10 protein-coding genes and 1 tRNA gene are annotated in these 13,990 nt (G+C 70.0%); 2 read left to right on the plus strand and 9 right to left on the minus strand.

What is annotated here, in order from left to right; genetic code table 11:
* Positions 1 to 3: 3 nt before the first annotated feature.
* Positions 4 to 948 carry an anti-sigma factor RsbA family regulatory protein gene (locus tag HHX35_RS15525; RefSeq protein ID WP_182899529.1) on the minus strand — a complete coding sequence of 315 codons (945 nt, stop codon included), beginning with the start codon at positions 946 to 948 and terminating at the stop codon, positions 4 to 6.
* Positions 945 to 2,246: a Na+/H+ antiporter NhaA gene (gene nhaA / locus HHX35_RS15530; RefSeq protein WP_220505463.1), complete on the minus strand. Its 1,302-nt coding sequence runs from the start codon at positions 2,244 to 2,246 to the stop codon at positions 945 to 947. Before nhaA ends, HHX35_RS15525 begins: the two co-directional genes overlap by 4 nt.
* Positions 2,247 to 2,457: 211 nt before the next feature.
* On the opposite strand from nhaA, the gene HHX35_RS15535 reads away from it, so the two are divergent.
* A complete protein-coding gene (locus tag HHX35_RS15535; protein WP_182899531.1) occupies positions 2,458 to 5,523 on the plus strand; it encodes an AAA domain-containing protein in 3,066 nt (1,021 codons plus the stop codon).
* Between the two features lie 190 nt (positions 5,524 to 5,713).
* Here HHX35_RS15535 and HHX35_RS15540 read toward each other — a convergent pair whose 3' ends face one another.
* From HHX35_RS15540 to HHX35_RS15570, 7 genes are all read right to left on the minus strand, one after another.
* Positions 5,714 to 8,437, minus strand: a complete 2,724-nt coding sequence (locus HHX35_RS15540; protein WP_182899532.1) for an HNH endonuclease signature motif containing protein — start codon at positions 8,435 to 8,437, stop codon at positions 5,714 to 5,716.
* Positions 8,438 to 9,212: 775 nt separating this feature from the next.
* A tRNA-Lys gene (locus HHX35_RS15545) sits at positions 9,213 to 9,289 on the minus strand.
* 70 nt (positions 9,290 to 9,359) lie between these two features.
* Complete coding sequence (locus HHX35_RS15550; protein WP_259405089.1) at positions 9,360 to 9,941, minus strand: hypothetical protein; 582 nt, start codon at positions 9,939 to 9,941, stop codon at positions 9,360 to 9,362.
* Between the two features lie 996 nt (positions 9,942 to 10,937).
* Positions 10,938 to 11,324, minus strand: coding sequence for an OsmC family protein (locus HHX35_RS15555; RefSeq protein ID WP_139580009.1), 387 nt, complete (start codon positions 11,322 to 11,324; stop codon positions 10,938 to 10,940).
* Positions 11,325 to 11,328: 4 nt separating this feature from the next.
* Positions 11,329 to 12,393, minus strand: a complete 1,065-nt coding sequence (locus tag HHX35_RS15560) for a HAMP domain-containing sensor histidine kinase (RefSeq protein ID WP_182899534.1) — start codon at positions 12,391 to 12,393, stop codon at positions 11,329 to 11,331.
* Positions 12,390 to 13,094 carry a response regulator transcription factor gene (locus HHX35_RS15565; protein ID WP_182899535.1) on the minus strand — a complete coding sequence of 235 codons (705 nt, stop codon included), beginning with the start codon at positions 13,092 to 13,094 and terminating at the stop codon, positions 12,390 to 12,392. The genes HHX35_RS15560 and HHX35_RS15565 overlap by 4 nt, the downstream gene beginning before the upstream one ends.
* A 53-nt stretch (positions 13,095 to 13,147) precedes the next feature.
* Positions 13,148 to 13,423 carry a hypothetical protein gene (locus HHX35_RS15570; protein ID WP_076438988.1) on the minus strand — a complete coding sequence of 92 codons (276 nt, stop codon included), beginning with the start codon at positions 13,421 to 13,423 and terminating at the stop codon, positions 13,148 to 13,150.
* A 181-nt stretch (positions 13,424 to 13,604) separates the two neighbouring features.
* On the opposite strand from HHX35_RS15570, the gene HHX35_RS15575 reads away from it, so the two are divergent.
* Positions 13,605 to 13,976: a phage holin family protein gene (locus HHX35_RS15575; RefSeq protein WP_139580012.1), complete on the plus strand. Its 372-nt coding sequence runs from the start codon at positions 13,605 to 13,607 to the stop codon at positions 13,974 to 13,976.
* Positions 13,977 to 13,990 lie beyond the last annotated feature (14 nt).

Raw genomic sequence — 13,990 nt, forward strand, 5'->3', positions numbered from 1 at the left:
GCGTCAGCAGGTGGAGGCGGCCCGCTTCCCGGGCAGGTCGAAGTGGATCCGGATGCTCGTGCCCCGCTCGTGCCGGTGAATCCGCACCAGGTCGGCGAAGTCGTTCACGATCAGCAGGCCGCGCCCGCGGGTCGCGTGGTCGGGCCGCGGCACCCGCCCGGCCAGCGGGTCGAGACGGCCGCCGTCGTCGAGCCGGCACACCAGCGTGCCGCGCTCGGCCCACACTGTCAGCGTGCCGTGCCCGTCCGTGTGCTCGCCCGTGTTGGTGGCCAGTTCGTTGACCGCGATGAGCATCTCGGCGAGGCGGCGCCGGTCGAGCCCCGCCGCACCGGCCTCCGCCGCGGCGAACGCGCGCACTTCGGGGAGCGAATGAAGCCCGGTGAACCGGAAAACGGCCGCGTGCGGCGGGGGCGCGGGCAACGGCACGTCGAAGGCGGCGGCGGTCAGGATCGGGTCGCCGTAGGCGGGGCTCGGGTAGGTGCCGCTCCGGTCCCGCATGACCGGATGCGTCCGGTGCGCGTCGCGGATCGCCCCCGCCCCGAGCCCCGCCGTGTCGTACGGGCACAGGATGGCGGCGTCGGCCGCCGCGAAGACCGCGTTGATGAGCGCCTCGTGCTGCACGCAGGCGGGATACTCGATGTCGCCGCGGCCCTTCCAGATCGGCTCGCCGATGACGCGGACCCGCCGGCCCTCGTGGGCGCGCAGGAAGGCGAACAGGACGCCGGGAATGATCCGGCCCGGGTTGCGGCCGGCGACCTTCATGTCCTGGAAGGTCACCCTCACGGCGTCGGGCCCGAGCCCCGCCCGGACCAGCTCGCCGTGGCCGCCGGGAACCACGACGAGCGCGGGCTCCCCCGTCTCGAGGGCCGGCCGGAGGAAGGCGGCGCATCCGGTGACGTACTCGTCCTCGTCGCGGTAGAGCAGGCCGATGTGCTCGAACCCGGTCATGTTTCCGTCCCGCGACCCATCACGCTCTCGGCGCCCACAGGCCCGGCGGCTTCGGCGTCGGCGAGCCGCCGGTACGCGCGGTCGCGCAGCCGCAGCACCACCGTCGCCAGCAGCGCCGCGACCAGCGAGCCGGTCAGGACCGCCAGCTTGACCTGGGCGTCGCGGGCCGTGCCCAGGCCGAACGCCAGCTCGCCGATGAGCAGGGACACCGTGAACCCGATGCCGGACAGGATCGCCAGCCCTCCGACGTCCACCCAGGCCAGCCCTTCGTCGATGTCGGCACGGGTGAAGCGGGCGGTCAGCCAGGTGGCCGCAATGATCCCCAGCGGCTTGCCCACGACGAGCCCGGCGACGACGCCCAGCGACACCGGGTCGGCGAGCAGGTTCGTCACACCGCCAAGCCCGCCGAGCGGCACCCCCGCGGACAGGAACGCGAACAGCGGCACCGCCACCCCGGCTGAAATCGGGCGGAACCGGTGCTCGAAGTGCTCGGCGAGCCCCGGCCCCGCCTCCGGGCCGCCCGCCTTCTCACTGCGCAGGACGGGTACGGCGAAGCCGAGCAGCACCCCGGCCACCGTGGCGTGGACACCCGAGGCGTGAACCAGCCCCCAGGTCACGCCGGCCAGCGGGAGCAGCAGCCACCACGAGCGCACCCGCCGCTGCACCAGCACGGTGAAGACGCCGAGGGGCACCAGCGCCGCCAGCAGCGGCAGCACCGACAGATGCGACGTGTAGAACACCGCGATGATCACGATGGCCATCAGGTCGTCCACGACGGCCAGGGTGAGCAGGAACGTACGCAGCGCGGCGGGCAGCCGCCGCCCCGCCACGGCGAGCACCGCGAGCGCGAACGCGATGTCGGTGGCCGTCGGGGTCGCCCATCCCCGCGCCTCGCCGTCCATGAGCGCGTTGACCAGCAGGTAGAGCAGGGCCGGGACGATCACACCGCCGGCGGCCGCCGCGACGGGAACGACGGCCCGACGGGGATCGCGCAGGTCCCCGGCCACGAACTCACGCTTGAGCTCCAGGCCGGCGACGAAGAAGAAGATCGCCAGCAGCCCGTCCGAGGCCCACTTGGCGAGGCTGAGGTCCAGGTGCCACGCGGCCGGCCCGACCGTGGCCGAGCGCAACCCCGCGTACGCCTCGGACCAGGGCGAGTTGGCCCAGACGAGGGCCGCGACGGCGGCGATCAGGAGCAGCGCGCCGCCGATCGTCTCCTTGCGGAGGATGTCGGCGATGCGCCGGGTCTCGGCCCGGGAACCGGGACCGAGGAGGGAAAGTCGGCGGGTGGGGGCCATGGGCACTCCGTTTTCCGGGCTCGGTTCGACGACCGCCGACCAGACTTCCCGGCACCCCGCCTCCATCCTAGGGCGAATCCGACCGAATCATTGCTCACTGCACCTTTCGTCCCACCGGTCTTCCCTCGGGAGTGCCCGCCCGCAGGTGCCGGAGACGGTAGGTTCTCGATCCGTACCACGACCCTGTCGGCCCCCTTGCCATGGGAGCGAGATGTCAGGTCCGCGGCACACTTCCTTTCCGATCGACCAGCTGCTGCGTGCCGTACGGCTGGAGATCGCAGCGGAGCTGCGAAGCGACGGAGACGGGGAGAAGCTTTCCCTGTCCGAGGGACGCCGGCTCGGCCACAGCGCGGAGAGGTACGAATACCTGTTCTCCTGCAAGGCCTGGAAGGAGATCTTCTCCGGGGAAAGGCTGCTGATCCGCCCGTCCCGATCCCGTGACGCCTGGGCGAGCGCCGAAGTACGGCGCATGCCCGATGGAAGGGTCAAAGTCCGCACACCGGCGGATCTCGGCGCCGGGCCCATCCAGGCACAGGTGCGTTTGGACGAAACGGCAGGTTGGGAAGCCGTCGTCGAGCGACTGGAGTCGGCGGGCAGAGCCGCGGACTCGGTCAACCTGACCTCCGCCGGCTGGCTTATGGACCAGGGGCGGCCCCGCGTCGAGCGTTGTGCGACGCCGGAGCGGTTCATCCGGGGATACCGTGAGCGCACGCTCAACGACGGGCAGCGCCAGGCCGTCGAACAGGCGCTGGGGAGCGAGCTGACCTACATCTGGGGACCGCCGGGCACCGGGAAGACCGACGTCGTGGCCGCCATCGCGGAAGGCACTTGCCGACAGGGGCTGCGCGTGCTGTTCGTCGCCCCGACCAAGGTGGCCGTGGATCAGGCGCTGGAGCGGATCTGCGATCTACTGTCGGACGAGGAACGCTTCGACAGAGGCTTGGTGCAACGGGCCGGGGAGATCGAACTGCCTTCGCTGGCGGCCAAATTCGGCGAGCAGATCGACCCGGCCAGGATCGCCGAAAGACTGTCCGCCTCGCTCGTGGAACAGATCAGCGACGTCCGTCGCCGGTTGGAGGCGGCTCTCCAGGACCTGGCACTGCATGCGGACGTGGCGACCGCAGAGGAGCGGCTGGTCATTCTGCGTACCGACCACGACAGGGCCGCTCAGCACATCGCTCTCCTGCAGCAGCGAATACAGCTGTCGCACCGGGCGATCGGCGAGATCGACCACGAGATCCGGAGCATCGGACTGCCGACCGGGCTGTTCGCCAAGAAGAAGCAGGCCAAGCTGGAGCAGCTTGGCCGGATGCGATGGGATCGTCAACAGGAACTGGTCGCGGCCGACAACGAGCTTCCCCTCGCACATGCCGCCCAGAGCCGGTACGCGACCGAGATCGCCGAAGCGGAAAGGGCCTTGACGGCCCAGCGCAGCCGGCTTCGCGCCGTCCCGGCTCGTGGCCCGCTCCAGGACGCCGTCGACCGGCTGAGGCAGCACCTGCCGGGGCTGGAGCAGGAACTGCGGAAGATCGCCGAGGTGGTGCGCGGGAACTGCATGGTGATGGGAACCACGGTCGCGAAGGCGGTGCAGTCACGCAAGCTTCTCGACTCGATCGACGTGGTCATCATCGATGAGGCCGGCATGGTGAACACCCCCTCCGCCTGGTGTGTGGCGGGGCTCGCGGGTCGCCGCCTCGTCATCGCCGGCGACTTCCGCCAGTTGCCGGCGGTGACCAGAGCCTCCGGTGACCGGAGCAGCTCGCAGGAAGACCGGGAGCACGCCCGGCTCTGGATGGACCGGGATCCGTTCACCACGGCGGGGCTGGTCGACGTCACCGGCAGGGCCCTCCGCGACGATCCGCGCCTGGTCTGTCTGGACACTCAGTACCGGATGCGACCGGCCATCTGCGAGGTCGTCAACGTGGTCGCCTACCCGGACGCACCGCTGCGCACCGGTCGAGAGGACTACGGGCGGCTTCCCCCATCTCCGCTGCTCAGCGGGCCGCTTATTCTGATCGACACCACCTCGCGCCGCCTGCCCAACCCCACGGCCAGGTACGGCGCGCACACCACCAACCCGGTGCACGAAGCCGTCGTCCACGAGCTCATCCGTGGCCTGCAGTACGACGAGGTCCTCCCGGCACGCAAGTGGACCGACCTCGCCGCCGGCGAGCGTCCCACTGACCGCATGGCCGTGATCGCACCGTTCAAGGCCCAGGTCAAGGCGCTGCGGGACAGCCTGGCCTACCGGTTCGGCCAGGACTGCGACGGACTCGTCGACACGGTTCACCGCTTCCAGGGCAGCCAGCGTCCCCTCGTGGTCATCGACACCGTCGCCGGATCCGGAGACAAGCCCGGCTACTTCTATGAGGGCCTGGGGCTGTCCTCCTCCACCTGCCGCCTGCTCAACGTGGCTCTCAGCCGGGCGCAGGATCACCTCGTCGTCGTGGCGGACATCCAGTTCCTACGCGCCAAGCTCAACCCGGCCGGCGAGGCCGCGCACATGCTCGCTCATCTGGAACGGCATGCCCACAAGCTCTCCGTCGACGACCTCGTCCCCTTCCGCTGCGCTGCCGACCTCGCCGGCCTTCCCGAGGAGGAACTGGCGAGGCCGGCGTTCTTTCCGGCCGACGAGGTGCCACGAGCCATCGCCTGGGACATCGCCCGCGCCCGGCAGAGCATCGAGATCTACTGCGCGTTCCTCGACCCGAACCCCGTGCACAACTGGCTCCGTCACCTCGCGCCGCGTGTTCAGGCAGGAGTGCGGGTCACCGTCCACACGAGAGATCAGTCGGAGGACGCTCGCCGGAAAGCCCTCGTCGAGGAACTCCGAACTGCCGGATGCCAGGTCGCGACACGCGAGCGGATGCATGAGAAGGTGCTCATTCTCGATGACACCGTGCTCTGGCACGGATCCCTCAATCTCCTGGCCAACACCGGCCCTACCGATCTCATGATGCGGATCACCGATCCGGGGGCCTGCCGGCGCGTCCGTCACATCGTCGAGCGAGCTCGTCTGGAACGCCCCGCGCGCCCCTGGCCGCAGCGGGGGTTCTCCGGGGCCCGGCCCGAAGGCGACGGCGAGCCTCGTCCAGGCGCGGTCGTCGGCGGCCGCCTCTATCTCGACGTCCCCTTCGAGGACAAGGATGAGCTGAAGCGCTTGGCGCGGGCCGAAGGCATGTCCGCGTCCTGGGACGGCAGGCGGAAGTTGTGGCACGTCGATGCCGGTATTCCCCGGCATGTCGTCCGCCGATGGCTTCCACCGTCGAATGCCTGACGTACACCAGTGACGGTCATCAGCGACGTTCATCAGCGACGGTTGCGGTGATGGTCGCAGTGATGGTCACAGCGGGCCGAACACTCCGAGCCCAGCCAGCCCCTCCACGGGCTCGGGCTCTCGCTCGCTGTCCCCCCGCTCGCTGTCCCGCCGCCCGATGTCTGGCCTTTTCTATCGGGCGTGGGAGGTGTCAGAAGGGCGGTTCGTCAAGTTCGCTTCCAAGCAACGATCCGTGTGTCCCGGTCTCGCCCTTCGGTTCCGATGGCGTCGCTACCCCCGTGTCCGGTTGTGAGGCCTCCTGTGGGAGTGGTGGTTCGGGGGCCGGGCGCATGGTGGGCGTGTCGGGGAGGTCGTCGAGGTACCGGTATGGCGATGGGGTGGGCTGGCTGCGGGGAAGGGGATCACAGGCGGAGAGAATGATCTTTGGGAGAGGGCTGGGGTAACGGTGCCCCAGCGGGCTGGTCCAGATGACCAGGTAAGGACTGGCGGTGCTGACGCGCCAACCGCCGTGGTGCCGGGCACGGTGGTCGTGGCGGCAGGCCAGGTGCAGGTTCTCCGCCTTCGTGGGCCCCTGCTCCGCCCACGGGAGGATGTGGTCCTGGTCGGTCCGGGTGGCGGGCGTGCGGCAGCCGGGCCAGGAGCAGACCCGGCCCCGGATTTGTACGTATCGTCGTAACGCTGCTCCGGCCTGACGCCGCCGCTCCGAATCCGCCGCTCCGCCCTCCAGATCCTCTGCTCGCCCGCCCGAGATGCCGCCCGACATGCCGTCCTCGTGCGGGGCGCCGGTCTCATCGCGGTCCTGGATGGGGCCGCCCGAGGCGGCGCCGTCGGGTGCGACGCCGTCGGGTGCGACGCCGTCGGGCCTGGTGCCGTCGGGCCTGGTGCCGTCGGGCCTGGTGCCGTCGGGCGTGGTGCCGCCGGGCGTGGTGCCGTCGGGCCTGGTGCCGTCGGGCGTGGTGCCGCCGGGCGTGGTGCGGTTAGGTGTGGTGCGGTTAGGTGTGGTGCCGTCGGGTGCGGTGGCTTCAGGAGCAGTGGCGCCCTCGCCAGCGGCCAGAAGGCGTGCGGCCTGAGTGGACAGGTCGGCGACGACCGGTGCCCACGCCCCGAAGACGCTGGCCGGCTGGGCGGCCAGCACCCTCAGGAGACTGTGGGTGATCTGTAGTTCGACGATGCCGCCGCGCCGCCGGTCGCGGGCGGGGCGGTTCCGGCCGGAGGGGTGGGGGCGGGCCCGGGTGAGTCCGGTCAGCGCCAGGTGGCCGTTGTCGTGACAGATGGCGTATCGCCACTGACCGAACATGCCTGCGACGATGCGCCGGGCCAAGCAGGGGTGAATCACTCCCCAAGCAGGCAGATGGGCAGGATGCTCGTCCAGGCCGAGCAGCGTGGTCAGCTCAACCCGAATCTCCCGCACCGGCCACCCTCCGGCGCGCGCCCAAACACCGGCATCCGCCTGTGCATGAGCTTCAGCTTGGGCATGCCGCAACCCCGCCCTATCGGACCCAGCCTTGTCGGACCCAGCCTTGTCGGGCCCGGCCCTGTCTGACCCAGCCTTACCAGGCACCGCCTTGTCGGACCCAGCCTTGTCGGGCCCGGTCCCGCCCCGCCCGGTCTCATCATCAGGCGCGGGCGCGCCGAACGCTGTTTCCTCCGGCCCTGACGGATGCGGGTCCGTTGGATGTGAGCCGCACGCGGGCGACAGTCCGCCGGACCCATTCCCCGGGCGGCTACACGTCTCGGCGTCACGGTCGTCTTCGGCCGCGTCCCTGTCGGCGTCGGTGAAACCGTCAGTGCCGTTAGGGCTGTTAGCGCTGTCAGTGCGACCGCCGCCACGTTCATCGAGGTCGTTGGCAGGGCGCACGACGCCACCGCCGCCGGGGCGGTTGGGGGCGGTGCCAGGACGCACGCCGTTGGGGTCGCTGTCAGGGTGCACGCCACCGCATCCACCGTAGCCGCCGGGGCGGTTGGGGCCGATGTCAGGGCGCACGCCGCCATCGCGGCCGGGGTGGTCAGGATCGTCGCCGCTGCCACCGGCGTTGTTGTCACCGTCCGGTGCGTTGCCGGCATCGCCTTCCCGGGCGGCGGGGGTGTCGTGGAAGGGGTGGCAGAGGACGTGGGTGATGATCTCCTCATCCGACATCCCCTCGAACGTGCCGTCCAGACTTCCGAGGAAGAGGTCCACCCGGATGTGATCGATCGGGCGGCGGTCGCCGGCCCGCTTGCACGCCCGGGCCAGCTCATCGATGCGGTCGCACCCGGCCGCCGCCCGATCCAGAGGCAGGTCCAGCCCGGACACCGTCGCGGTGCCATCCTCGTTGCGAGTCCCCACCACCCGGCGGCGGCGTACCGCCTCCGCGTACCGGCGCTCGGCCCAGGCGGGATCGATCGCCAACGCCAGGCGCTGGATTCGCTCGATCAGCTCGCCCACCGTCCAGGACGACGCCTGGGGCACCAGTTGTTCGCACACCAGGGCGGCCTGCTCGTCGGTCAACCCCACGGTCCACCGGACGAACGCCACCGCCCGGGGTTCGTCCAGGGTCCCGGCCAGCATCGCCTCCCCCAAAATCGGCAACCGGCGGTGAACATTCCAGGCCAGCTCGAAGGTGGAGTCGGCGCGGCGGCGTGACCACACCAGCGCCGCACGCGCCTCATCCGGGCCGAACTCATCCGGCACCTCCAGCCGCGCCACCTCGTCACCCGAGAACAGGTCCCGTAGCCCCACCTCCAGCAAGGCCCGCAAGAACCACGCCCGGTGATGACAAACCTGCCGGTAGGCCGCCTTGAGCACCTCCACCGTGTCGAACCCCGACACGCGCTCCACGTTCACCTCGGCCAGCAGTCCGGCCAGCTCCGCACCCGGGGGTATCAGCGTGAGCCCGTCCGGAATCGGAACCGCGGTTCGCGACGGCGGAAGCACTCCGGCCGTTCCCACGCCGGACGACGAGGAGGAGCGGGCACGATCAGAAGCGGACGGCGCAGGGGGCACAGGCGACGAGGGCGACGCGCCGAACACACGAGGCACCGACGACACGGGCTGCCTGGGCCATCTCCGAGGCGCGGGCGGCACAGAGGGCACTGGAAACAAGGCAGACGCGGGAGACACGGACGGGCCTGGCATTGGCGGGCACCCCCTTCACGGCCGGAGACGAAAGCACCATGGGTTCCCGGCCGCCTGGACCGGGACTTACTCACACAGACTCGGCTACTTCACCAACCCGGCACATGGGCCACAAACCAGAACGCCAACCAAGCTCACCCGTAACAACTACTCCAAAGGCTAACCGAACACATACTCGAAAACAAGCTTGACCAGCACAAACGTGGGGTCACAACCTCGCGCCGTCCACGAACCGGGAATGCGGGAGCGGAGCAGTAGGAAGCGAAGACCGGAGCGAAGGGTTGAAGAGCTGCATCGTCCCGATGATCGAGAAGACGCCGGTCAGGATGAGCGACGGACGCACCATCGGCACCTTGATCGCCCAGGCGATCCGCCACGGGCTCGCCCCGTCGATCGCCGCCGCCTCGCATAGCTCACGGGGATGGCCTGCAGTGCCGCGTAGATCACCAGCGGTTGAAGCGGGTCCACGTCGCCGACCGTGCAGAAGATTCGCAGCTCCCCCGCCCCGTCGGCGCGGCCCGTCTCCAGCAGCGCAAGAAAGCCCAGGTCGGCTGTGCCGACCTGGGCTTTCGTTTGGTGCGCCGCCAGGGACTCGAACCCCGGACCCGCTGATTAAGAGTCAGCTGCTCTAACCAACTGAGCTAGCGGCGCCCGCGATGTCCGTAACCTTAGCAGTCCCGCGAAGGTCGCGCACATCGCTCGGTGATCGGAATGTCGTGGCTCAGCTCCGCCAGGCGCCGCTGGAGAAGGGCACCGGCTCGCCGCGCATGCCCGGCCCGTCACCCCACTTCGTGACGACGTACTGGATCGGGATGTGGCCGAGGTCGCCGCTGACGGTCAGCGTGTTCTCGTTCCAGGTGGTGCCGGTGAGCTCGGCGAAGGTCTTGCCGTCGATGTCGAGCATGACGCCGCTGTCGGACGGGACGCCCGGGCCGCGGTCGCCGATGAAGAACTTGGCCTTCTTGCCCTTGTAGAAGATGTAGCCCTCGGTGCCGAGCGGCCAGCTCGGGCTGGCGAACATCCCCTGCTGCATGGGCTTGCCGATGGCCGGCAGACCTGTGTCGCCCTGGCGGCCCGAGGAGTCGTCCCAGAAGTACGAGCCGGTGGTGCTGCCCTGGAGCAGGACCTCCTCGTGCGCCGGGATCGCGAGGGAGGGCTGGCGCGCCGGGATGGCGGCGGAAACGTTGACGGCCTCTTTGACCGGCTGCTCGACGGGCGCGGGCACGGCGGCCACGAGGGACGCGGTGACGGCCGCCGCACCGACGAGCGTGGCCGCGGCGGTGAGGCGTCGGTTGCCACGCATGTCAAACAGAGTCTTCATCAGGGCTGGGGATCTTTCGTGAGACGACAGAGAATGGCCATGCGTCATCTAGGGACCTGCATGCGGCAGACCGCGAAGACGGGCCACGTGTCCGGGCAGGAGAAGTCGTTCACCCGGAGGCGTGTGCGCTGAAGCTATGGCGATCGGCCGGAAGGCCGTCGTGAGTCAGACGTGTGATCCGAGATGCCTTGGCTCAGAGGTCGATGTGGGGTCACCCACGGTGATCTCCTCTCCAAGTCCAATCCAGCCACCGGTCGGCGGCAAACAGGACACTACAGGACGAGTCAGGATGGAGCAAAGTAAAAGCCGCATACCGCCCAGAAGATCTACCTCTGGTCCTGTTTACCCCAAGAGGGGCAACTGCCCGCCGTCCCCGCCTTTGTGATGTTGACGGTACGTGACGGAGGTCCCGTCCGCGCACGGCAAAGCGCGGAGGCCATACGGCAAGAGACCACAAAGGAAATCACCGGGGACGGCGCGATAAAGCAACCCGCCGCAAAAGCGGAGCCGCCGAGCAGAAGGAAGACCGCCGGTTTACGAAGGCAAAGGTTATTTCCCGGAGCGGCCGGACGAGGCCCGCTCCCCGGTTCGGACAGGGAGGGGCCGGACAGGGAGGGACGGGGAGAGGACGGGGAGGGACCGGGGAGGGGACGGACGGGAGGGACAGGGAGGGACGGGGAGGGGAGGGACAGGGAGGGACGGGAGGAGAACGGGTACAGGACCCTGAAAATGCCGGAGCCGGGCAGTCCCCCAACTGCCCGGCTCCGGATCAAAGCGGTTCCGCCAGGAATGCCCTCCCCAAAGGCACCGGCGGGTCCCCCGCTTTCCGGACGCGGTTCCCCCATCCGCGTCCTTTATCAAGAAAGTCTGTCGCCCTCTCCCGAGGACTTGCTTCAACACTACAAGGGGCCCTGTCATGAAGTCGTCATAGGCAGGTTGATTTCCGGCCTACATCCGAACGGGCTCCGCCCGCCCGTGCTACCTCCCGAGGTCCAGCCTGACCTCGGTGCCCTTCTGGAGCGACCGGCTCACGGTGCAGTGGCGCTCGTGGACCCGCTCGGCGACGGCCTCGAAGACCTCGCCGGAGTCCTCCGGGGGCAACTCCACGTCGTAGGTCACCGTGACCGAGCGCAGCAGCGTCGGGCTCTCCTTCTCGGCGGAGACCTCGACGGCCAGCCGTACGAGCCGGTGGCCGCGCTTGGCGGTGAGCGGCTCGACCGTCATGACGTTGCAGCCGCCGACGGCGGCCAGCAGCAGCTCCACCGGGCTGAACAGGCCGTCACCGGAGCCCATCGTGATCTCGGCGCCGCGCTCGTTGCGGGCGACGAACCCGTCTTCGGTCCGCTCGACGCGTACAGAGCCCATGACCTCACCCTACTGGCAGCGCCAGCCGGACGAGTGTCCCTCCGCCGGGGGCGGGAGCGGCCGACACGCTGCCGCCGTGGCTGTCCACGACCTGGCCCACGATGGCCAGGCCCAGCCCCGATCCGGGCAGCGCCCGCGCCGAGGGCGCGCGGTAGAAGCGGTCGAAGACGTGCGGCAGGTCATCCGGGGAGATGCCGGGGCCGTGGTCGCGCACCGTCAGCACGCCGCCCCGCAGCGACACCTCGACCAGGCCGCCGGCCGGGCTGTACTTGGCCGCGTTGTCGAGCAGGTTGGCGACGGCCCTGGCGAGCCGGTCGGGCACACCCCGCACCACCGTCGGCTCGGCCGACACGGAGTACGCCGTCGACGGCCAGTGCCTGGCCGCCCTGGTGACCTCCCGCTCCACGAGCTCGTCGAGGCGCACGCTCTCCACGAGCACGGCGGGCTCCTCGTCGCGGGCCAGCTCGACCACGTCGGAGACGAGCGCCGTGAGCTCCTCCAGCCCGCTCACCACGGCCCGGCTCACCTCCTTGTGGACCTCCTGCGGCAGGTCGCCTCTCATCAGCAGCTCGATGTTGGTCCGCAGGGCGGTGAGCGGCGTGCGCAGCTCGTGGGAGGCGTCGGCGACGAGGCGCTTCTGCGACTTGGCGGAGCGTTCCAGCGCGTCGAGCATGGCGTTGAAGCTGCGGGCCAGGCTGCTCAGCTCGTCGTCCCCCGTCACGTCGATGCGGGTGGTCAGGTCCCGGGTGGTCGCCACCCGTCCCGCCGCGTCCTTGAGCGCGTTGACCGGCCGCAGCGCGGCCCGGGCGGCCAGCCAGCCGAGCGCCCCCGACAGCACCAGGCCGCCGAGCGCCACGGCGAGGAAGGGCCAGCCCAGATCGTCCACGTCGGCGAGAGCGGCCAGCACGCCGTTGGGGGGCGGGTCGCCGTAGCTCTCGTACGTCCCGTAATGGTCCATCGCCCACTCGACCCGGCGGCAGGTGATGACGTAGGCGGCCACGATCACGACGATCACGCTCACCGCGCCGGCCAGCGCGGAGGCCATCGCGAGCCGCCAGCGGAGCTTCACCGCTCCTCCCCGGTGGCGGAAGGAGCGGTGGGCTCCCTGAGCGCGTACCCGAGGCCGTGGACGGTGTGGATCAGCCGCGGCTCGCCCCCCGCCTCGGTCTTCTTACGCAGGTAACCGATGTAGACCTCCAGCGGGTTGGACCCGGGCCGGAAGCCGTAGCCCCAGATGCGTTCGAGGATGAGCTGCCGGGTCAGCACCTGGCCGCCGTTGCGGATCAGCAGATCCAGCAGGGCGTACTCGGTCCTGGTCAGGTCGATGAGCCGCCGGCCGCGCCGGGCCTGCCTGCTGTCGGGCAGCAGGACCAGGTCGGCGAAGCCGGCCTCCGGGGGAGGCGCGGCGCGGCGCAGCAGGGCGCGCACCCGGGCGAACAGCTCCTCCAGCGCGAACGGCTTCACCAGGTAGTCGTCGGCGCCCGCGTCGAGGCCGGCCACCTTGTCGCCGATGCCGTCCAGGGCGGTCAGCATGAGCACCGGCAGCCGGTTGCCGTCTCCGCGCAGCGTCCGGCAGACCTCGATGCCGTTCATGCCCGGCATGAGCACGTCGAGCACCACGAGGTCGGGCGCCGCGCCGTCGATGACGTCGAGCGCGTCCATGCCGTCGCCGGCGGTCGCCACGCCGTACCCCTCCACACGGAGCGCCCGGGCGATCGCGTCGCGGACCTCGGGTTCGTCGTCGACGACAAGCACCTGTGTCTTGACCACGCCCCATTGTGACGTGCGGAGATGAGAGGTTGCTGAGCGTTCGCCCCCCGCGCTCAGGCGTCGGGGTGTTTGGACAGATAGTCGACGTAGACCGGCCGTAGCGCGTCGCCGAGCTCGCCCTCGCCCGCCCCGATCGCGTCGCTGAGCAGCGCCGAGACCCTGCTGAGGTCGTTCGCGGTCTCGTCACTGTTGCCGCTGGCGGCCTCGGCCGCCGGGATGACCTTCAGCAGGTCCCACAGGAATCCCAGGTCGCCGTGCCGTACGGCGTAGCGCACGGCGCGGTCGTGCAGCTCCTTTGCGGGGAGCGACTCGAGCTCTTCCACGTCCATCCGATCTCACCCCCAACTCGTCGGTTTCCCCCAGGTTTGCCGCTTATACCCCCGAGGCGGGAGAAAGACCGCCGGAATCGGATGGGCTTTTTGCCGCTCCTCCCCGCCCCCGGCGCAGGCCGCCTATTCCGGCCACACGCGAACCGCGCACTCTTTGCCGTGCCATGGAAGGATTCTTGAGGTGAAGGTCATACTCAAGATCATCGTGGTGGCCGCGGCCCTGTGGGCGTCCACCAAGCTGGTGGACGGCATCACCGTCAGCGCCGGCTCCACCGCCAAGCAGATCGGCACCCTCCTCGCGGTCGCGCTGATCTTCGGCCTCGTGAACGCCGTCATCAAGCCGATCATCAAGACGATCGGCTGCGCGTTCTACGTGATCACGCTCGGCCTGTTCGCCCTGGTGGTGAACGCGGCCCTGCTGCTGCTCACGAGCTGGCTCGCCGAGCAGCTCGACCTCCCCTTCCACGTCGACGGGTTCGTGGCCGCCTTCTGGGGCGCCATCGTCGTCGGCGTGATCAGTTGGATCCTCAACATGATCCTCGGCGACGACTGACCGGCCCGGGGCGG

It is taken from the genome of Microbispora sp. H10830 (genome assembly GCF_014161375.1).
Classification (GTDB): Bacteria; Actinomycetota; Actinomycetes; order Streptosporangiales; family Streptosporangiaceae; genus Microbispora; species Microbispora catharanthi.